Here is a 22139-nt window from a genome sequence, read left to right on the forward strand (position 1 = left end):
CATCAGGCTCTATTTTTTCTCTATTCAAGCTGTTATAGCCGATTTCGCTAGAACTTCTGCCATCGCTTTAGCAACTTTATACACATTGTTCATGTTGAGACCTGCAACGCAGATACGACCACTGCGCACAAGGTAAATGGCATACTCTTCGCGTAAGGTATCGACTTGTTCGCCTGTCAAACCTGTGTAGCTGAACATGCCTTTTTGGTTTACAAGGTAGCTAAAGTCACGGTCAGGAAGCGCTTTGCTCAACTCATCTTTTAAGATGCTACGCATTTTGATAATACGTTCGCGCATCTCTTTAACTTCGCCTTGCCATTGTTGATTCAGATCAGCGTCATTTAATACTTGATCAACCAACCATGCACCAGTTGTTGGTGGGCTAGAGTAGATACGACGTACCGTTGCTTTTAACTGACCGAATGTGCATTTTGCTGCTTCAGAATCGTCACATACGAAAGTTAAACCACCAACACGCTCACCATAAAGTGAGAAGATTTTAGAGAACGAGTTGCTGACGATGAAGTTCAAACCTGCTTGGTCTAAAGCACGAATTGCATAAGCATCTTGCTCCATACCATCGCCAAAACCTTGGTAAGCGATGTCGAGGAATGGAATCAGGTTGCGCTCTTTTAAGACCGCAATCACTTGATCCCACTGTGCTGGATTTAGATCTGCACCTGTTGGGTTGTGGCAGCATGGGTGTAACAACACGATGCTTTGTTCTGGCAAAGTTTTTAGTGTTGATAACATACCATCAAAATCAACGCCGCGTGTTTCTGCATCGAAGTATGGGTAGAAGTTGCTCTTGATGCCAGCACCGTTAAAGATTGCCACATGGTTGTCCCATGTTGGTTGGCTCACCCACACTTCTGAATTTGGGAAATAGGTTTTTAAAAAGTCTGCACCCACTTTTAATGCACCTGAACCACCCAGCGTTTGAATGGTTGCAACACGACCTTGTTGAATTGCAGGGCTATTTGCACCAAACAATAACGCTTGAATCGCATCACGGTAAGGTTTGAAACCTTCCATTGGAAGATAAAGTTTGGTTTGAGTATTTTTAGGTGCAATACGTTTCTGCGCTTCGATAATGGTATCGAGCTGTGGAACGATACTGTCCTCGTTGTAATACAAACCAATACTTAAATTAACCTTTTCAGCGCGTGAATCAGCATTAAACTGTTCCATTAACGAGAGGATTGGATCGCCTGCATAAGGTGGGATATGTTGAAACATTAAACAATTCATCCTTTTATTGAATCACACTCATGCACATGAGGTTCTTCATTCAATTGATCAATAAAAATATAGGACTGAGTATGACTCAGCCCTATTGATAAAGACTTTCAAAAATATTAGAAATTAATCTGTACCTAAAGCAACGCTAGGTTGAGCATTTTTCAATTTTCGTAACTTCACTGCATAGGCCAACATGAGACAGAGAATCCATGCAGGAATCATCATCACAGCAATACGCATATCTGGTGAAAGCGACATCACGACTAAAATACCCAGCATAAAGACAATACACAGATAGTTACTAAATGGATAAGCAATGCTTGGGAATTTAGTGGTCTGTCTTTGTGTCTGCATCGCTTTACGGAACTTGAGATGGGTCCATGAAATCACGATCCAGTTAATAACAATCGCAGCGACAACTAACATCATCAATAACGCAAAGGCTTTTTGTGGGAACAGGTAGTTGATCACTACACATAACACTGTCACAAAAGCAGAGACCAATACCGCATTGGTTGGAATACCACGTTTATTGATCTGCTTTAAGAATTTTGGAGCATTGCCTTGTTCAGCCAAACCTAACAACATACGGCTGCTACAATAACTTGTACCGTTATATACCGAAACAGCAGCAGTCAAAATGACGAAGTTCAACATCGTCGCCACACCATGACTGTCCAAAGAAGCAAATACCATCACAAAAGGACTACCGCCTTCTGCCATTTGATTCCAAGGGAACAATGCAAACAGAATAAATAACGTAGCGATATAAAAAATCAGGATACGGTAAATAATCTGGTTAACGGCTTTAGGTAAAGTTTTATCTGGATCACGTGCTTCTGCTGCCGTAATACCAAACAATTCAATTCCACCGAAAGCAAAGATAATCACCGCCATTGCCATGATCAGACCTTCAACACCAAATGGGAAGAAACCACCCAATGCCCAAAGGTTACTAATCCCCGCTTGTGGACCTGCTGTACCTGTTGCCAACAAATAAGAACCGAAGCCAATCATGGCTAAGATGGCTAAAATTTTGACGATAGAGAACCAAAACTCCATTTCGCCAAAGAGTTTGACATGTAATAAGTTGATACCGTTAATTAACAGGAAAAACGCCAATGCGGATGCCCATGTTGGAATCTCGGGCCACCAATATTGAATATAGAGTCCAATTGCAGTCAGCTCTGCCATACAGACCAGAATATTGAGTACCCAATAATTCCAGCCTGACATAAATCCAGCAAATGAACCCCAATATTTGTGTGCAAAATGACTAAAAGAACCACTCACAGGCTCTTGAACCACCATTTCACCTAACTGTCGCATCATCATGAATGCAATAAATCCTGCGATTGCATAACCCAAGATGACGGACGGACCTGCGAGCTTAATCGATTGAGAGATACCGAGAAATAACCCTGTACCAATTGCCCCACCTAGCGCGATAAGCTGGATGTGCCGATTGCTCAAACCGTGTTTCAGGTTTCCTTGCTGTTGATTTGACATATGATTATTCTCATCCTTGTCACGTAATTTTCTTATCCAAAATTACGTATATCATAAATTAATCAGAAATGCCTAGTGTTGATCAAAAAATAATTGATTCACTTTTCTCATAACCGCGCATATAAACAGAAAATTCAACAAATAACAACAATTATGAAATATGTAATTAAATTATGTATTGCGTAATTAATTATTTTCAGTATGATAGAAATGATCAGCTACGGTTCAGAGCCTTGATGAAGCATAACAAGCACGATGATTTTTAAATTTAGCCTTGTTTTTCAGATATCTAATCAAGACTCAAAAAATATTTATGGTAAATCCAGACAAAATTAAGACAAGGAAGGCAAACTCATGACACAGCATTTAACCTCTTTTCTTGAGATTGACTCACAATCTGATTTCACAATTCATAATTTGCCTTATGGAATTTTTAGTGAAAGCAACCCAGCACATAAACGTGTGGGTGTAGCAATTGGTGACTGGGTACTTGACCTTGCAGCCTTAACAGCACATGGCTTATTAAAAATTGAAGGAAATCAAGATTATTTCAATCAGCCAACACTGAACGCTTTTATCGAATCAGGTAAACACAACTGGCAATACGTGCGTCAGACCTTACAAAGCTTGTTGTCTGCCAACAGTCCAACCCTGCGTGACAATGCGGAACTACGTACTTTAGTTTTACGTCCACAAAATGCGGTAACTTTACACTTACCAATCCATGTTCCAGGCTATACCGATTTTTATTCATCTAAAGAACATGCCACTAATGTCGGTACCATGTTCAGAGACCCAAAGAATGCCCTATTACCTAACTGGAGTGAGTTACCAGTCGGTTATAACGGTCGTGCCAGTTCTGTGATTGTGAGTGGTACTGATATTGTCCGTCCATCTGGACAGATCAAATTACCAAATAGCGAGCGTCCAGTTTTCTCTGCAACACGTAAACTCGATTTTGAGTTAGAAACTGCATTTATCGTGGGTAAACCAACAAGCTTAGGTCAGCCCATAGCGATTGAAGATGCTTGGGATCATATTTTTGGTATGGTGTTATTAAATGACTGGTCTGCACGTGATATCCAACAATGGGAATACGTGCCATTAGGACCATTTAATGCCAAAACTTTTGCCAGCGCGATCTCACCGTGGGTAGTGACCATGGATGCATTGGAACCTTTCAAAGTCAAAGGTCCAGTACAACAACCGCAGCCTCTCAGCTATTTACAAGAAAATATCGCCAACAGTTACGACATCCAGCTCAGTGTCGAAATTCAAAGCCCGAAATCACGAACTGCCGATGTGATCTGTCAGACCAACTTTAAATATATGTACTGGTCGATGGCACAACAACTCACTCACCACACCATTGCAGGTTGTAATGTCCAAGTTGGTGATCTAATGGGTTCAGGTACGATCTCCGGACCAACGGAAGATTCTTATGGTAGTTTGCTTGAGCTGACATGGAATACCACCAAACCACTTACCCTTGCCAATGGTGAGCAGCGTGGCTTCTTGGAAGATGGTGATCGCGTCATTATGAAGGGTCACTGTGAAAAAGATGGTATTCGTATTGGTTTTGGCCAAGTCGAAAATACCATTCTTGCAGCACACCGCTTTGACTTTCAGGAAACTGAGGAAGTGAGCTATGAAACTGTATAGCTATTTCCGTAGTTCAGCCGCCTTTCGGGTACGAATTGCGCTCAACCTAAAAGCACTTGCCTATGACACGCAGGCAGTGCATCTGGTGAAAAATGAGCAACAACTGGCAGATTATCAAGCACTCAATCCAAGTCAGTTGGTACCTACCCTCATGGATGCAGATCAGCCTTTACTCCAGTCCATCAGTATCTTGGAATATCTGGAAGAAGCCTATCCAGCGATTGCTTTATTACCAACGGATCTTGCAGATCGCGCTAAAGTGCGTGCATTTGCCCAAGCCATCGCTTGTGATATTCATCCACTCAACAATCTAAGAGTGCTGAAATACTTACAAAATGAGCTTGCGCTCAGTGATATTCAAAAAAATCACTGGTATCAGCATTGGATTATCGAAGGTTTTCATAGCTTAGAGGCGCAACTTAGCCAATCCAATGGTCAGTTTTGTTTTGGTACACAAGCAACTTTTGCCGATTGCTGTTTGATCCCACAAGTCTATAACGCTAAACGTTTTAAAGTAGATTTGAGCGGATTTCCAAAAATTGAATCGATTTATCAACACTGCATGGCGCTTCCAGCATTTCATCAAGCTGCCCCTGAACAACAACCCGATTGGGAATAAAGATAAAAAGGAGCTTTATCATGACATTTGCAATTAAAAAGATTCACCACGTTGCCTACCGCTGCAAAGATGCCAAAGAAACAGTGGAATGGTACAAAACCATGTTGAATATGGATTTTATTTTGGCATTTGCTGAAGATCATGTCCCTTCAACCAAAGCCTTTGACCCTTATATGCATTTATTCCTCGATGCAGGTCAAGGGAATGTTTTAGCCTTCTTTGAGTTACCAACACAGCCTGAAATGGGACGTGATGAGAACACTCCTCAATGGGTACAACATATTGCCTTTGAAGTTGAAGACCAGGCAACATTGTTAAGAGCCAAAGAACATCTTGAAGCAAATGGTGTAAAAGTCCTTGGCGTGACCAATCATGGCATTTTCCATTCGATTTATTTCTTTGATCCAAATGGTCATCGTTTAGAACTCACTTATAATGATAGTCATGCCGATGCCAAGATTGCGCGTATTACTGAAGAGATGAAAACCGAAATGCTAGAGGAATGGAGCAGAACCAAACGTGCCCCTCAACATACGCACTTCCTGCATGAAGAAGAATTAGGCGTCTAAGCATGATTCTTGTGAATAGGATGCAATTGAAAGATGTAATCACAAAATTCATGTCAACGCATCGATTCACAGCATAAATGTAAGATTGATCGACATTGGAGTAGATTTGCTTCAATGTCGATTTTTTTATGGTCAAATGTTGGCTGCGCTGACACAGAAATCTTGTCCTCTGTTTTGCGACAAACACAATACTATCTCAGCGCAAAGCATTGTATGCTTATGCAATTCACCTATTTAAGTCATTAAAAAAGGTGATTTCTATTTTGTAGCATGCTCAGGCATGATGTGTTGAACATTGAAACCATCTATTCAAATCAAACGAATACGGCTAGATAACATGTGTATAAAGGGTTTATTGAATGATTGAAGAAAAGTTATCTGGTGGAGTTCAATCACTAGAGGTGGGTTTATCTGTACTCAATGCCCTTTTAGAACACAATAAGCCAATTATATTGAAAGAACTCTCCAGTAAACTAGATATGCATCCTGCTAAGGTTCACCGCTATTTAGTCAGCTTGATTCGTATGAATTACGCCAAACAGCTTGATGATGGTCAATATGCACTCGGTGATCAAGCGTGGCGATTAGGTCTGAATTGCATCCAACACACCGATGTACTCCAGCTGGTGCAACATTTAATTTATGAACTGCAAAGCAAAATTGGTTGCGGTATTCAAATCAGCAAATGGTCACCGAAAGGTCCTTTGGTGGTTCAGTCGATTGAGTCCAATCATCCAATTTCGATCGTAACCAAAGTCGGCTCGATCATGCCATTGGTGAACTCTGCTGCTGGTCGTATTTTTGCCTCTTACCTACCTGAAGCTGTGATTCAGCCATTGATACATGCTGAATGGGAACGAGCTGCACATCATCACTACCCAATCAAACCTGCGAACTGGGATGAGTTCCAAAAACTAAAAGAAAATATCTTAGATCACGGGATGGCAATCGCCCAAGGTGACTTACTGGTTGGGATCAATGCAGTTGGACTACCGATCTTCAATGCGCATCAAGCGATGGAGTTTTGTATTGTTGCATTGGATAGTGAAATGTTTTTCCCAGTCCATGAAGGCAGTGAAAAGCTCGAACTTTTCAAACGAGAAGTGGCAGCAATCAATCAATATATCAAGACACGTTAATTCAAATCGTTTCCCCCATAAAAAAAGCCAAGAAATTGATTTCTTGGCTTTTTGCTTTGGATCTTTAAACGAATTATTTGGCTTCTAACACACCACGGCGAATTTGATCACGCTCAATCGATTCAAATAGTGCTTTGAAATTACCTTCACCAAAACCATCATCGTCTTTACGTTGAATAAACTCAAAGAATACAGGTCCGAGCATATTTTGAGAGAAGATTTGTAATAACAATTTCTTCTGACCATCTTTGGTATTTCCATCCAACAAAATACCACGCTTTTGCAGTTCTTCGGTTGGCTCACCATGCTCTGGCAGACGCTCTTTCAACATCTCGTAATAAGTTTCAGGCGGTGGCGTCATAAACTCAAGCCCTAAGCCTTTTAACTTATCCCAAGTTGAAATCAAGTCATCAGTAATAAAGGCAATATGCTGAATACCTTCACCATTGAAATCAGACAGGAATTCTGCGATCTGACCGTTACCCTTGTCTGAATCTTCATTTAAAGGAATACGGATCATGCCATCTGGAGCCGTCAATGCTTTAGAGGTTAAGCCCGTATATTCACCTTTGATGTCAAAGTAACGAATTTCTTGGAAGTTGAAAATCTTCTCATAGAAATTCGCCCAATATTCCATACGACCTTTATAAACATTGTGAGTCAAATGATCGATCTCATTTAAGCCAGCGCCTTTTGGATTCTTCTCGACATCATCGAAGAAGATGAAATCATTTTCATAAATGTCACGATCCACAAGGAAGATTGGCATGCCACCAATGCCTTTAATCGCAGGGATATTCAGCTCCATTGGACCCGCTTGCGAGTACATTGGCTCAGCACCAAGCTCAACTGCTTTCTTAAATGCTTTTGCTGCATCACGGGTTCTAAAGCCCATCGCACACGCTGATGGCCCATGTTCTTTAAAGAAGAAAGAAGCATAAGATTCAGGCTGGTAATTCAAAATGATATTGATATTGCCTTGGCGCCATAAATAAACTTTTTTAGACTTATGCTTTGCGACTTTGGTAAAACCAATGGTCTCAAAAATTTGATCTAATCCATTTTCCGTCGATACAAACTCAATAAAAGCAAATCCACATAATTCTAATGGGTTATCTAAAATGTCCATCTAGTTTCCCTTATTTAGATAAATTCATCCGTTTCACGCTCGGTTTTCTTGTGATTGATCTAAATGCTTAAAACATGTCATTTAAATGCCATCAACAACCGTAAGCATGATTAGAAAAGGTTTCCGATGTTTTTATAAATAGGTCAAAAGCATCCGTGTTGAAACCTTTTCCTCCGTCCATAAGTCAGCCAAATGTAATCATTGGCTCTCAACATAAATTCATGCTACAAGAAACTATGAATTTATGCAATACATAATTTAATTATACTATATGTAATTCAATTCTTACTCTTCTGATCTTCAGCTCCGTTGTTTTGCCCTGCTTTTAACGCTAGCTTTGCCGTATAAATCCACTATATTTAAATCCTAAGGCGCATTGCGGTCGAGATAAAGGGTAAAATCTATCACTTCAAAAAAATTGTAGAAAAGGACACATAAAAAAGTGACTGACTTCACTATTTCTAAAATTATTAATTACCTGTAAATGAAACAATAAAGCAGCAAACAAACACTAGATCAGACTTGATTTGTACATTTTTAAACATTAAAACTATAAAAAAGTACTCAAATTAAAGTAAAATTCACAAAATTGTCTCCAATCCCAATTTAGGCACCCGCCTATCCCGATGTTCCTTGAGTGCATGCATCATCATTTAAATCTTTTCTCTCTATATATGGCTTTTATATAGAGCGTCATTTAATTTTTAAGGTAAATTGAATGAAAAAATTTTGGAAATACTTATTAGCACTACTGCTTGTGCTAATTGTTATCGCAGTTGCCTTTCTTTTTAGACCGATTACGTCAAAGGCAATTAAAACTAAAAGTGACGAACCTGTTGTCGATGTCGTATTGATCGGTGGCGGTATTATGAGTGCCACATTGGGTACTTATCTAAATGAGTTACAACCTGACTGGAATGTTCGCATGTATGAACGTCTTGATGCGGTTGCACAAGAAAGTTCAAACGGTTTCAACAATGCGGGTACTGGTCACTCAGGCTTTATGGAAATGAACTATACCGAAGAAAAAGACGGTAAAATGGACGTTTCTAAAGCCGTGAATGTGGCAAGCCAATTCGAAATTGCAAAACAATTCTGGGCGCATCAAGTGAAACAAGGTGTATTGGGTACACCAAATAGCTTTATCAATCCAGTACCACATATTGCCTTCGTTTGGGGTGATAATGTGCAATTCATGGAAAAGCGTTATGCAGCTATGATCCAAGAGCCGTTGTTTGCGGGCATGAAAATCACTGAAGATCCAGCAGAAGTACAGCAATGGGCACCTTTGGTGATGGATGGTCGTGATCCACAACAAAAAATCGCAGCAACACGTATGGATGTAGGTTCAGATGTGAACTATGGTGCGATTACAACACAATTGATCAACCACCTCGAAAAAAATCCAAACTTCAAGCTGAGAACCTCTACTGAAGTCACAGGTATCAGTAAAAATGATGACAACACATGGTCTGTCGCATTTAAAGACCTGAAATCAGGTGAAGTTAGCCATGTCAAAACCCGCTTTGTATTTATTGGTGCAGGTGGTGCAGCGATTAAATTATTACAAATGACTGGCTTACCTGAAGCAAAACAATATGCTGGCTTCCCTGTGGGCGGTGAGTTCCTTGTGACAGATAATCCTGCAATTACTGAAAAGCACACTGCTAAAGTCTATGGCCGTGCGGATCTTGGCGCACCTCCAATGTCAGTGCCACATATTGATACCCGTTATATTGATGGTAAAAAATATGTATTGTTTGGACCTTTTGCGACCTATTCGAACAAGTTCCTGAAATATGGTTCTCAACTCGACTTATTAGCATCGACCAACAAAAACAACATCTTGCCAATGACTGCAATTGGCTTACAAAATGCAGACCTTGTTCAATACTTGATTAGCCAAGTATTGATGTCTGATGAAGATCGTTTCAATGAGTTGAGAAAATACTACCCAGAAGCTGATCCAAAAGACTGGCATTTACGCCAAGGTGGTCAACGTGTTCAGATCATTAAAAAGGAACCTGGTAAACCAGCGAAGTTGCAGTTTGGTACAGAAATCTTTGCATCTGAAGACAAAACCGTAACTGCTTTACTTGGCGCTTCTCCCGGTGCTTCAACATCACCTTACATCATGCTGAATTTGCTTGAAAAAGCATTCCCAGAAAAAACTAAAGGTGAATGGGATGGGAAGTTGCATGAGATCGTTCGTTCTTATGGTCAAGACCTTGCTACAGACCCTGTATTACTCGATCAAATTCGCCAATATACAAGCTCAACACTCGGCTTAAATTATACAACGCCAGCTCAACTTGTTCCTGCAAAGCAACAAAGTAACGCTGTCGCTGTGGCGCAATAAGTCCTGCTGTAACACATGCTAAAGGGAGGAGTTTCGACTCCTCTTTTTTATTTATCTTGATTTTGAAATCTCAACCGATCTGATGTCATCTCGCCCTGCCCCTACTTCGGCTTTTGCTGCTTTTCGTTGTCGTGACTTTAGTTTACTGACACTAAATCAATGCTGCTTAACTTTTGCTGTACTGATTCAGGAAGTCGTGATTGCTTTTCAACTCTATCAAATCACCAAAAATCCTTTAATACTCGGGTTAATTGGCATCATGGATCTATTACCCTTTTTAATGCTGTCGTTATGGGGCGGTTATATTGCGGATCGCTTTAATCGTCAGCGTATTTTGCAAATCTGTTTTAGCTTCACGATTCCACTCTCCGCTGCTTTATGGCTTTGTTTTGATTTATTTCATAGTCAACTTATTCCAACAAAACACTTGTTAATTCTTAGTTTCAGTATTTTATTCTTATTCGGCTGTATCCGAGGGATTTATAGTCCTTGCTTCAACTCACTGCGTCCATTTGTCGTACCTGAGCATCTATATACTAATGCTGCTACGTGGACCAGTATGTGCTGGCAGGCAGGTGGAATCATTGCGCCTGTCATTGATCTGACCCCAATAAGTTGGACGGTTTGATTAAGTCGCTTTTAAGGACTGGGTTCTGTACTGTACAGGACTCAGTCCTTTTAATTTAACCTTGATTCTTTCATGGTTATAATAGTGTATATATTCTTTCACTGTCTGTTCTAGTTCATCAACTGAATTAAATTTCTCTCCATAGAAACATTCAGATTTAAGTATGCCAAAGAAGCTTTCCATCACTGCATTATCCAAGCAGTTTCCTTTACGTGACATACTTTGTGTTAAACCATGCTGTTTCAATTGTTGCTGATAATGACGCATTTGGTATTGCCAACCTTGGTCTGAATGTAAAAGAGGCTTGTCATCGGGCTTGAGCTTACCTAACGCAGTGTCTAGCATGTTTTTGACTAGAGCATAATGTGGTCTGCGCTGGGTTTGAAATGCAATGATTTCTCCATTGAATAAGTCTATGACTGGAGATAAATACAATTTTTCACCACGTACATTAAATTCTGTCACATCCGTAGCCCACTTCAGATTTGGTTGATCCGCTTTAAATTGACGTTGTAATACATTGTCTACAATCTTACTCACTTGCCCTTTGTAAGAGCGATATTTCATCACCCTGATACGTGATTTAAGCTGCATAGACTGCATCAGCCGTTGAACACATTTATGGTTGATGATTCGTCCCATATTCCTTAAGGCAAGCGTAATCCTACGATAACCATATCGTCCCTTATGTTGATGATAAATCGCCTTTATTTGTTGTTTAAGATCACTATATTTATCTTCAAGTTTGCGTTGCTGTTCATGATAAAAATAGGTGCTTCGGGCCATTTGAGCTGCATGCAATAAATGCTTTAGCTCATGATCTTGCCTTAATCCTGATATAAGTTCTGCAAACGCTGCTGTTCGGCTGCTTCTTTTGCTTCTTGTTCCAGTCTTAAGGCTCTCCGCTTTTTTAAAAGTGCAACCTCAGCTCGTAGATATGCAAGTTCTTCAAGCAACTGTTCCTGTGTTTTATCGCGATCTGCTTGAGAATATTGAGTTCTGGTTCTTTGCGGCTTTGGCATCTGTTTGGCTCGTCCTTTAGGTTTGGCTTTTAAGCCATCTATACCATATTCATGATATAGATTTAACCATTGCAGAATGGTTGCTTTTTCTCTGATATGAAACCGTTGTGAAGCCTCTTTAGCTGAAAGTCCTTCATTTAAAAGGCTTTGTACAACTTGAAATTTAAATTCTTGAGAATAGTGGGATTTAGTGGTTTTTACACTTAAACCTGAAATACCATATTGTTCAAAAGCTGTAACCCATTTCTGAACATCCATATGGTCAACACTAAATTTTTGACCTGTAGCAGCCTTTCCAAAACCGGATAAGTAGTACTGGACAACCTCAAGTTTAAATTCTTGAGAATATTTAGCCATAGAAAAGCACCCTTCAAATTAGACTAAAAGTGTCCAACTTTCGGGGTGCAGTTCACATCGGAGGTTTTCTACTGGCCCACCTAAATTTAGATCTGAGTTTTGCTGTCATCATTGTTCTGTTTGCGCTAGGAAGTCTTGCGTTATGGTGCTTGCAAACCCGACAATTTCCAGCTTTACATCCCGAATCGATTTCAAATAGTTTAAAAGAAGCAATACGATTTATTTTTAAAACTAAAATAATTTTTTGGGCAATGTTTCTTGATCTTAGCTCTGTATTTTTTGGTGGCATAATCGCCTTATTACCCATTTTTGCTCAGGATGTTTTACACGTCGGTGCTGATGGTTATGGACTACTGCGCGCAGCACCCGCAATTGGTGGACTAATGATGATGGTGATTTTGGTTCGCTTTCCACCACGATCACAACCTTGGCGAATCATGCTCATTGCGGTTACCGGATTTGCGTGCTGCACTTTAATTTTTGCAGTTACCAGACAACTCTATTTTTCTATGTTCGTTCTCATTATTATGGGTGCTTGTGACAGTGTTAACATTGTAATTCGCCAGACGATACTGCAACTCACCCCGCCGAAAAATATGCTAGGACGTGTTGCTGCGATGAATGGCATCTTTGTTAGCTCAAGCAATGAACTTGGTGCATTACAATCCAGTGTAGTGACACGTTTTGTTAGCGTAATTCCCGCGATGTATATCGGAGGGTCACTGGCATTTGTCTGCGTTGTTTTTACCAAGCTCAAAACTAAAGATTTACTGAATTTTCGTTTTAGCCCTTAACGACTTTGATTTTAAACGCTAATCCATATGAAAGACTCATTGCCTGCGTCATCTGGCTCTTCTAAATTTATTAATTTTTCCATTTTTGTGTGGCTCATTTTACTGTGCCTGCAATCGAGCTATATCGTCATTATTGGTGGGCCTAGCTATCTGTTTTGGACGTCAACTGGCTTCCTATTTTTATATATCTTCAGTATTCACCCTAGCACTTTAAAAAATCGTATCATTTTATTATTAACAACTTTGCTCCTCATTTATTTAGCGCTGCACTCATTGTTCTGCACTTATCTCATGCTCGCTTTTTACTGCATTTTCTACCTCTACTCTGGTCCATATCGTTATAAAAAACTAATCAAACTCGGTGGATTATTCTTGATTATGATTGTCTTTGCACTCTACCAAACTCAATCTTTACATGAATTAAAAGAAAAATATGCACCTCATGAAACAGGTGAAACTTGGCAGCAATACGGCGCTCTTTAAAAGAATGATAAAAAACCCCGCTGATTACAGCAGGGTTTTATAAAATTAGTCTTGTGAATCAGGATACAACGGACGATTTCCGGGACTAATTCGATTGATATGTAGGAACGTCATATGACGCTCATACTTATCCAGAATGTCATTAATCACTTGCTCTTTGGTATAACCAACCAAATCATTATCCTGAGAACCTTCATACAAGAAAGTCTCTAAACGATAATAATGCTGCTTGCCACGTTTTCCACGCTCACTAAATGTTGGGGCGATATAACGTACTGGCCAGATCTGATAAACAAAGTTATGCTCTTCTTCGATATAAATCGTCAAATCTAGATGGTAAAGCGTATCGCTATCTTCGATTTCGGTCTGAGTAACTTCAACATTCATTCCGCGTTTCATTAACTCATCCGCAACCGTCTGTACCGCAGGTTTACATACACTGTCCAGCATACGTTGCGTTTCATGGCTACCGGGATGATGCATCACACGCGATAGTCGCTGTTTCCAATTCAGAATATCGACATTCCCCACCACAGGAGCAGCATTTAAACTGCGACTGGCTTTGCGATAATCCTCTAAACGTAAAGATTTATACAATCCAGCCATTACCAATAGCATCACAAAACTGAATGGCAGCCCCATAATCACCGTGGCACTTTGTAAGGCCGTGATTCCATTTGCCATCAACATGGCAATCGTCAACAATCCAATCGCAATTGCCCAAAACACACGTAACCAGCGCGGTGCATCATTGTCTACATTTGAAAACTTGGTGGTGAAGTTACCCAGTACTAAAGCGCCTGAATCGGCAGAAGTCACATAGAATAATAGTCCTGTAATCGTAGCGATTCCCGCAATAAAGGCAAAGCCGGGATATTGAGCCAACAAATCATAGAAACCATGTGCAGGATCGGTTAACACCGTTTGCGCCAAATCGTTATTACCATCAAAAATAACATTGTATAAAGCGCTATTCCCAAAGATAGATAACCACGTAATGGTAAAGAGTAACGGGATAATTAAAGTACCGCAGACAAACTCACGAATAGTACGACCACGTGAAATACGCGCCAAGAACAGCCCTACAAATGGCGACCAAGCCACCCACCATGCCCAAAAGAACAAAGTCCAACTATTCATCCATTCTTTTGGTTGTTCAAATGCAAAGCTATCTAAAGCCAAGCTTGGAAAACGGCTAATGTAGTCACCAAAGTTTTGTACCAGCGCATTGAGTAGAAACTCAGTATTCCCCAAGAACAACACAAATAGCATCAAACCAATGGCGGCATAAATATTGATCTCAGATAGGACTTTAATTCCCTTATTCACCCCTGCTGTCACTGAAATAATGGTGACAATCACCGCAACCAAGATCAAACTGGATTGAATCCATAAACCTTCTGGCCAGCCAAATAAAACATGCAGACCATAATTGATCTGAACAACGGCGATACCACAGGTGGTCGCAATACCAAAAATGGTACCAATAACGGCTGCAGTATCGACACTATGCCCAATCGGGCCGTCAATTTTGTTGCCGAAAATAGGGTACAACGCTGAACGAATGGTCAACGGCAGATTGTAACGATAACTGAAATAACCTAAAGCCATTCCGACTAAGGCATACATCCCCCAACCCGTTAAGCCATAGTGAAATAATGTCCACACCATGCCTTGACGAGCAGCTTCATAGGTTTGCCCCTCACCCACAGGTGGATTCATATAATGCGACAGTGGCTCAGCCACCGAGAAGAACATTAAATCTGTACCAATCCCTGCGGCGAATAGCATCGCCGACCAACTCAGTAAACTAAATTCAGGTTTGGAATGTTTTGGACCTAATTTGATATCGCCATAACGAGAGCAAGCGATAAAGACGACAAAGATTAAGTAAAGCGTAGCGGCTAATAAATAGTACCAACTAAACTTATCACTGACCCAAGCGAGCACCACATTCAACATGTGATTGGCGAAGTCATTGAATAAAATCGTAGTGAGTGAAAATATTAAAATAATGAGCGCTGAAACATAAAAGACCACACGATTTAACTGATCTTTTGTTTGAATAGATGAATCATCAACTGCTCTTGGATTATCTGTTACCATACAATCCTCAAGTAAAATTAAATTATAAAAATGTTGTTTTTCTCAATAACTCAACCACGATTTATTGACGAAAACAACGAGAAGGCACAGCAGCGAACAGTCATTTGGTGAATAACCTATCGCGAGTGAAGCTGTATTTTTGTAATCAACAGTATTGTAAAAAATGATTTCCCTTTGATGATCAGACCATTGATCCGAACACAAAATTCAATCAATTAAACCTACAATTCTGACACCTTAACAGGTATCTCCGATGATACCTTTAAGAGTTGTGTAAAACGACCCTGTTGCAAATATGATACTTTTTATTGATTGAACGTTCAATCAATAAAAAGTATCATTATATTGTGTTATAATTTTTGTGCATCCAGTGTTTTATATAACGCCTTAATTTTTATAGGCATTTATGGCATATACACATGACTAAACGCAGAGTTAAACCAGAGCATGAGCGGCGTGAAGAAATCGTAAACGCTGCATTTGAAGTGATTTATGAGGTCGGTTTGTCGCAAACCACCATCGCTCAAATTGCCAAAAAAGCCCAAGTTTCGACAGGTATCGTAAGTCACTATTTTGGTGATAAACAGGGCTTGATCAACAACTGTATGAGAGAAATGCTGAAGCGCTTGCATCTAATTTCTCTGCAATACAAGGCTGCCACAATAGATTCACAGCCAGAAAACCAGATTAAGGCAATTATTGACTCAAACTTTGACATTAGTCAGGTCAACAAAATCGCAATGCGCGTTTGGTTAGATTTTTGGTCTGCCAGTATGCATATTCCAGAACTTGCTCGTTTACAACGGATTAATGATCGACGTTTGTATTCAAATCTAAAGCACCAATTCTTGCAATTGATGCCAGAAGACAGAGCAAATATTGCGGCAAGCGGTCTTGCTGCACTGATTGATGGATTATGGTTACGTGGTGGTCTAATTGAAGATGACGGATTTGATCGTCAGGCTGCGCGAAGCATTGCATATGATTATTTAGATACGCAACTTGAACTTGCAAAACCAAAATTACAGGAGAGACAAAATGAATGATGTGCAGATTCATCCATTGTATATCCATGGTCAATACGTCAATGCCACCAGTGGTGTGAGCTTTGACAGCATCAACCCTGCCAATGGCAAAGTCATTGCCACAATTCAACAAGCCTCGCAACAAGATATTGAAACCGCTGTTCAAAGCGCCCAACAAGGACAAAAAGTTTGGGCAGCGATGACTGCGATGGAACGTTCTCGTATTTTACGCCGTGCTGTTGATATTCTTCGTGAACGTAATGACGAACTGGCGAAGCTTGAAACGCTTGATACTGGTAAAGCCTATAGCGAAACATCAACTGTTGATATTGTCACGGGTGCTGATGTACTTGAATATTACGCAGGTCTTGCAACGGCAATTCAAGGTGAACAAGTTCCTTTGCGTGAATCAAGTTTCTTTTATACACGCCGTGAACCACTCGGTGTGGTTGCTGGGATCGGCGCTTGGAACTATCCAATTCAAATCGCTTTATGGAAATCTGCTCCTGCCCTTGCCGCGGGAAATGCGATGATTTTCAAACCAAGCGAAACCACTCCATTGACTGCATTTAAACTTGCTGAAATCTATACCGAAGCAGGACTTCCAGACGGCGTATTTAATGTCGTACAAGGTGCAGGTCGTGACATCGGACAATGGCTCACTGAACACCCTGTAATCGAAAAAATCTCTTTCACGGGTGGTGTTGAAACAGGCAAAAAAGTAATGGCCAGTGCCGCAGGTTCTACACTTAAAGAAGTCACGATGGAACTCGGTGGTAAATCACCCCTGATTATTTGTGAAGATGCCGATCTTAACCGTGCCGCAGATATTGCAATCATGGCTAATTTCTTTAGCTCAGGCCAAGTTTGTACCAATGGCACGCGCGTTTTTGTTCCAAAATCACGTTTAGCCGAATTCGAAGCAGCGATTGTAGAACGTGTACAGCGTATCCGCCTCGGTGACCCGATGGATGCTGAAACAAATTTCGGTCCACTAGCAAGCTTCCCACACATGGACAAAGTGCTTTCCTATATCAATGCAGGCAAACAACAGGGCGCTAAATTGTTGATAGGCGGTGAGCGTGCAACGGGACAATTTGCCCAAGGCGCTTATGTGCTACCTACTGTTTTTAGTGATTGCACCGATGATATGCGTATTGTTCAAGACGAAATCTTTGGACCTGTCATGAGTATCCTCAGTTATCAAACTGAGGAAGAAGTGATTCGCCGTGCCAATAATACTAACTTTGGTCTCGCTGCGGGTGTCGTCACGCAAGATATTAGTCGAGCGCACCGTATTATTCATCAAATCGAAGCTGGGATCTGCTGGATCAATACGTGGGGTGAATCTCCTGCTGAAATGCCAGTAGGTGGCTATAAGCAGTCTGGTGTTGGTCGTGAAAATGGTCTCACCACTTTAGGGCATTACACCCGCATTAAATCCATTCAAGTTGAGCTTGGTGATTACCAAAGCATTTTCTAAAAAGCATCGCGCTTTATCTTCAGTTGATCAACTGAAACACCATGCTTTCAGTTGATCATACAAACAAATAAAGGCTAATTATGAATAAGCAAGAATACGATTATATTATTATTGGTGCAGGTTCAGCAGGTAATGTCCTTGCCGCACGTTTAACTGAAGATGCAGATATCTCAGTATTATTATTAGAAGCAGGCGGTCCAGATTATCGTTTAGATTTTCGTACACAAATGCCAGCCGCATTGGCCTTTCCCCTCCAAGGTCGCCGTTATAATTGGGCTTATGAAACTGATCCTGAGCCACATATGAACAATCGTCGTATGGAGTGCGGTCGCGGCAAAGGACTTGGCGGCTCATCTCTGATCAACGGCATGTGTTATATCCGTGGTAATGCGATGGATCTAGAACAATGGGCAAACATGAAAGGTCTTGAGGATTGGACCTACGCAGACTGCTTACCGTATTACAAAAAAGCTGAAACCCGCGATATTGGGGAGAATGACTATCATGGTGGTGATGGCCCCGTTTCAGTCACTACCCCAAAACAAGGCAATAATGAACTGTTTCACGCCATGATTGAAGCTGGCGTACAAGCAGGTTATCCGCGTACTGATGATTTAAATGGTTATCAGCAGGAAGGCTTTGGTCCGATGGATCGTACTGTGACACCGCAAGGTCGTCGTTCAAGTACCGCTCGTGGTTACTTGGATATGGCAAAAGGTCGTCCAAATCTCACCATCGTAACCCATGCAATGACCAATAAAATCTTGTTTAACAATAAACAAGCGGTGGGTGTTGAGTACATCATTGGTACTGATCAAGCCAATATGAAACAAGCACATGCCAAACGTGAAGTATTACTCTGTGCAGGTGCAATTGCATCACCACAAATCTTACAACGCTCAGGTATCGGTGAAAGCACCTTCTTAAAATCAATGGATATTGATGTGGTGCATGACCTGCCTGGCGTGGGTGAAAACCTGCAAGACCATTTGGAAATGTATTTGCAATACCAATGTAAAAAACCTGTGTCACTCTACCCGGCTCTGCAATGGTATAACCAACCTGCAATTGGTGCTGAATGGTTATTTTTGGGCAAAGGTATTGGTGCAAGTAACCAATTTGAAGCAGGCGGTTTTATCCGCAGTTCGGAAGAATTCGACTGGCCAAATATTCAATATCATTTCTTGCCAGTGGCGATTAACTACAATGGCAGTAATGCAGTAAAAGAACATGGTTTTCAAGCCCATGTCGGCTCAATGCGCTCACCTTCTCGCGGTCGAGTCAAACTCAAATCAAAAGACCCATTTGAGCATCCAAGTATCCTATTCAACTACATGTCAACCGAACAGGACTGGCGAGAATTCCGTGATGCGATCCGCATTACTCGTGAAATCATGGCTCAGCCTGCACTAGATCCATATCGTGGTGAAGAAATTAGCCCAGGTAAACACATTCAGACCGATGCGGAATTGGATGAGTTTGTACGTAATCATGCCGAAACTGCATTCCACCCATCATGTAGTTGTAAGATGGGTGAAGATGATATGGCAGTAGTAGATGGTCAAGGTCGCGTCCATGGTATACAAGGTTTACGTGTGGTCGATGCATCCATCATGCCACTGATCATTACAGGTAATTTAAATGCCACCACCATTATGATGGCAGAAAAAATTGCTGATCAAATTCGTGGAAAAAAATTACCACGTTCACAAGCACCTTATTACAAAGCAGGATCAAGTCCTGCTCGTCAAACACCTTTACGTCCATTTGCATAACCTAGTCCAGTTATGTTCAGCACCTTAAGTTTTAAGGTGCTGCCAACCATTAGGAAAATTCAAATGAAAAGAATTTTATTTACACTTCCTTTCATCGCTTTGATTCATACGGCGCATGCAACAGAAGCAACTACTGAAACAGCATCTCCATTCAGTGCCAATCTCACACTCGCAAGCCAGTATGTATCACGCGGTTTCCAACAAACTTGGGGCAAACCCGCATTACAAGGCGGTGTAGATTATAATCATCCAAATGGCTTTTTTGCTGGGACATGGGCTTCAAATGTCAGTGATGATTTTATTCGCGACGCTTCGATCGAATGGGATGTTTATACTGGCTATAGCCACAGTATTGGTGATTTGTCTCTAGGTATAACAGCAGCCTATTATTTCTATCCTGGTGCAAAAACCACAGCTGAAACAGGTCATACCAGTTTTGACTATGGAGAAATTATTCCAGAAATTAGTTATGGGCCGCTCACAGTCAAATATGCTGTGACCTATACCCAAGACTATTTTGGCAATAACTCGGATACACTCGCTATAGGTGATAACAAGCATTCTCGTGGATCAGGCTACCTAGATGTCAATTGGCATCAACCATTGGGGCAAGGTTGGTCTGCAGATGCACATTATGGTAACCAACGTATTAAAAACTTTTCGGCCGCAAGCTTTCAGGATGCAAGCTTCGCAATTAATAAGGAACTGCCTTATAACCTATCCAGCAGCTTGATCTATAGCAAAGCATGGGATAAAGAGGGCTTTTACCAACAGTATAGTAATGGCAATCCAAATGCTAAAGTTTCAAATCCAATTGATTCAACAGTAACATTCTCCATTACCAAGAGCTTTTAATTAAACCAATAAAAAGCTGCTCAATGCAGCTTTTTTATTACCTTTAAATTAGGCTTTAATCAATTGGATATCCGATCCTGCTCGTTTCGGATCAATCAAAATTTTTGCATGTTGTTCTGGATCACGTAAGGCTTCAAAGGCATTGCTCACCCCTTCCAAGCCCACCACACCTGTAATCAGTGGTGAAACATCAATTTTACCTTCCGCAATCATATGTAAGGTGTCACGAAACTCAAGTGGCGTATAACCCAATACATACTGGATTTCCAATTCTTTATTGATCGCCAATGCAGGTTCGATCTTATCGCTCTGCATACAAACCCCTACTCCCACGATACGTGAGAACAATGGTGCACCCTCCAAGATCTGCTGCATAATGCCTGCCACACCAACACACTCAAAAATCACGGGGCGCTTCGGTAATAGTCCGAGCTTGTCACCCACTCGCATCGCATTGACCCATGGCAATGAGAAGGTCTGCACTTTATCAAAAATCCCCATTCCCATATTAATCGCTTCAGAAACATTCCCCAACAAACCCAGCCCTTTCCAATTACTAAATGGAGATTGCTGTTTAGGATCAACCAATACATCTGCACCACACTGCTCAGCCAACCGACGACGATTTGGTGAAAAATCGCTGGCAACGACAGTTTTTACCCCCATCGCTTTGAGCATAATAATCACGCCCAAACCAACAGGACCACACCCCACCACGATTGCAGGCTCATTTTTCTTAATTCTGCTGCGACGAACTGCATGTAAAGCAACGGCCATAGGTTCTGTCAATGCAGCACGATCGGCATCCAAGCCATTAGGAACTTCAAACATTAGGCTGGATTGAACTAAAACTTGTTCTGCATAACCACCTGATGCAGTTGGTGAAAGTCCAGTTGGCACATAACCTTGAGGGTCAACATTTAATAGTGGCATTGCACAAACCAGAGTATCGGCTTTTAATTTGCGACGGGTTTTTGGACCATAATCTAAGACTTTGCCACAGAACTCATGACCGAAAACAAGTTTATCAGAGGATTTTGCTACCCCATTAAAACCGACTCGTGCTGCCAAATCATGCATATGATCACAGTGATGTTGCATATGTAAATCCGAGCCACAAATTCCACAACGTACTACCTCAAGTAATACTTGTCCTTTAGCTGGAACTAATTGAAGGCTATCTTCCAACTTCAGCTCAGTGTTATGGCAAACTAGCGATTTCATAGGATGCTTTCCTTATTGTTTTATTGCATTTGTTAGCCCTTCAATTTTTTCGATTGAAATCACCTGACTAACATATTTCATCCTAATTTTGACAAACTGTATTGTCAGAATCCATGACCCAAATATCAATATCTTTATCAAATGAGGTCAGCTCTTGCT

Annotated in this window: 16 protein-coding genes and 2 pseudogenes; 12 read left to right on the top strand and 6 right to left on the bottom strand. The window is 40.9% G+C overall.

Going from position 1 to position 22139, the window contains the following annotated elements; all coding sequences use genetic code 11:
* Window positions 1–24: 24 nt before the first annotated feature.
* Both AAC851_RS05700 and AAC851_RS05705 read right to left on the bottom strand, forming a co-directional pair.
* Entirely contained in the window at window positions 25–1239 is a 1215-nt protein-coding gene (locus AAC851_RS05700; RefSeq protein WP_340600643.1) for an amino acid aminotransferase, read from the bottom strand.
* 126 nt (window positions 1240–1365) lie between these two features.
* Window positions 1366–2751: an amino acid permease gene (locus AAC851_RS05705; RefSeq protein ID WP_335961830.1), complete on the bottom strand. Its 1386-nt coding sequence runs from the start codon at window positions 2749–2751 to the stop codon at window positions 1366–1368.
* Window positions 2752–3105: 354 nt separating this feature from the next.
* Here AAC851_RS05705 and fahA point away from each other — a divergent pair, with 354 nt between their 5' ends.
* The 4 genes from fahA (at window position 3106) to AAC851_RS05725 (ending at window position 6740) form a co-directional block, all read left to right on the top strand.
* Complete coding sequence (fahA, locus tag AAC851_RS05710; RefSeq protein WP_340600644.1) at window positions 3106–4413, top strand: fumarylacetoacetase; 1308 nt, start codon at window positions 3106–3108, stop codon at window positions 4411–4413.
* Entirely contained in the window at window positions 4400–5032 is a 633-nt protein-coding gene (gene maiA / locus AAC851_RS05715) for a maleylacetoacetate isomerase (RefSeq protein ID WP_100833308.1), read from the top strand. The genes fahA and maiA overlap by 14 nt, the downstream gene beginning before the upstream one ends.
* A gap of 20 nt (window positions 5033–5052) precedes the next feature.
* The gene (locus AAC851_RS05720) at window positions 5053–5601 is read left to right on the top strand and encodes a VOC family protein (protein ID WP_100833307.1); all 549 of its coding nucleotides are present in this window, start codon (window positions 5053–5055) and stop codon (window positions 5599–5601) included.
* A gap of 359 nt (window positions 5602–5960) precedes the next feature.
* Entirely contained in the window at window positions 5961–6740 is a 780-nt protein-coding gene (locus AAC851_RS05725) for an IclR family transcriptional regulator (RefSeq protein WP_100833306.1), read from the top strand.
* Window positions 6741–6813: 73 nt separating this feature from the next.
* On the opposite strand, the gene hppD is transcribed toward AAC851_RS05725, so the two are convergent.
* On the bottom strand, window positions 6814–7869 hold the full coding sequence (gene hppD / locus AAC851_RS05730; protein WP_075316091.1) for a 4-hydroxyphenylpyruvate dioxygenase: 1056 nt from the start codon (window positions 7867–7869) through the stop codon (window positions 6814–6816).
* A gap of 718 nt (window positions 7870–8587) precedes the next feature.
* Between hppD and mqo the strand changes: the two genes are divergently transcribed.
* Both mqo and AAC851_RS05740 read left to right on the top strand, forming a co-directional pair.
* On the top strand, window positions 8588–10228 hold the full coding sequence (gene mqo / locus AAC851_RS05735; protein WP_161401418.1) for a malate dehydrogenase (quinone): 1641 nt from the start codon (window positions 8588–8590) through the stop codon (window positions 10226–10228).
* An 82-nt stretch (window positions 10229–10310) separates the two neighbouring features.
* A pseudogene (locus AAC851_RS05740) lies at window positions 10311–10826 on the top strand (MFS transporter); the annotation flags it as partial.
* A 30-nt stretch (window positions 10827–10856) separates the two neighbouring features.
* Here the strand turns inward: AAC851_RS05740 and AAC851_RS05745 are convergent.
* Window positions 10857–12235, bottom strand: a protein-coding gene (locus AAC851_RS05745) for an IS3 family transposase (RefSeq protein WP_340600307.1) whose coding sequence is annotated in 2 segments (ribosomal slippage) — window positions 10857–11705 and window positions 11708–12235 — 1377 coding nt in all. Because the reading frame shifts where the segments join, the coding sequence is not laid out codon by codon here.
* A gap of 56 nt (window positions 12236–12291) precedes the next feature.
* On the opposite strand from AAC851_RS05745, the pseudogene AAC851_RS05750 reads away from it, so the two are divergent.
* Together AAC851_RS05750 and AAC851_RS05755 are read left to right on the top strand one after the other, a co-directional pair.
* A pseudogene (locus AAC851_RS05750) lies at window positions 12292–13029 on the top strand (MFS transporter); the annotation flags it as partial.
* Between the two features lie 27 nt (window positions 13030–13056).
* Window positions 13057–13512, top strand: coding sequence for a hypothetical protein (locus AAC851_RS05755; protein WP_161401422.1), 456 nt, complete (start codon window positions 13057–13059; stop codon window positions 13510–13512).
* A 45-nt stretch (window positions 13513–13557) separates the two neighbouring features.
* Here the strand turns inward: AAC851_RS05755 and AAC851_RS05760 are convergent, their stop codons facing one another.
* Window positions 13558–15618 carry a choline transporter gene (locus tag AAC851_RS05760; protein WP_075316095.1) on the bottom strand — a complete coding sequence of 687 codons (2061 nt, stop codon included), beginning with the start codon at window positions 15616–15618 and terminating at the stop codon, window positions 13558–13560.
* 419 nt (window positions 15619–16037) lie between these two features.
* Between AAC851_RS05760 and betI the strand changes: the two genes are divergently transcribed.
* The 4 genes from betI to AAC851_RS05780 all read left to right on the top strand — a co-directional run bounded on the left by betI (window position 16038) and on the right by AAC851_RS05780 (window position 20756).
* Window positions 16038–16664, top strand: coding sequence for a transcriptional regulator BetI (betI, locus tag AAC851_RS05765; protein WP_007480908.1), 627 nt, complete (start codon window positions 16038–16040; stop codon window positions 16662–16664).
* Window positions 16657–18126: a betaine-aldehyde dehydrogenase gene (betB, locus tag AAC851_RS05770; RefSeq protein ID WP_075316096.1), complete on the top strand. Its 1470-nt coding sequence runs from the start codon at window positions 16657–16659 to the stop codon at window positions 18124–18126. The genes betI and betB overlap by 8 nt, the downstream gene beginning before the upstream one ends.
* Before the next feature lie 80 nt (window positions 18127–18206).
* Window positions 18207–19901, top strand: coding sequence for a choline dehydrogenase (gene betA, locus AAC851_RS05775; protein WP_075316097.1), 1695 nt, complete (start codon window positions 18207–18209; stop codon window positions 19899–19901).
* Between the two features lie 63 nt (window positions 19902–19964).
* Window positions 19965–20756, top strand: a complete 792-nt coding sequence (locus AAC851_RS05780) for a TorF family putative porin (RefSeq protein WP_075316098.1) — start codon at window positions 19965–19967, stop codon at window positions 20754–20756.
* Between the two features lie 48 nt (window positions 20757–20804).
* On the opposite strand, the gene AAC851_RS05785 is transcribed toward AAC851_RS05780, so the two are convergent.
* Window positions 20805–21980 (bottom strand): zinc-binding dehydrogenase, encoded by a 1176-nt coding sequence (locus AAC851_RS05785; RefSeq protein ID WP_340600645.1) that lies wholly within the window; start codon window positions 21978–21980, stop codon window positions 20805–20807.
* Window positions 21981–22139 lie beyond the last annotated feature (159 nt).

The sequence above is a fragment of the Acinetobacter sp. HZNU-JH01 genome (assembly GCF_037996845.1).
Lineage (GTDB): Bacteria > Pseudomonadota > Gammaproteobacteria > Pseudomonadales > Moraxellaceae > Acinetobacter > Acinetobacter haemolyticus.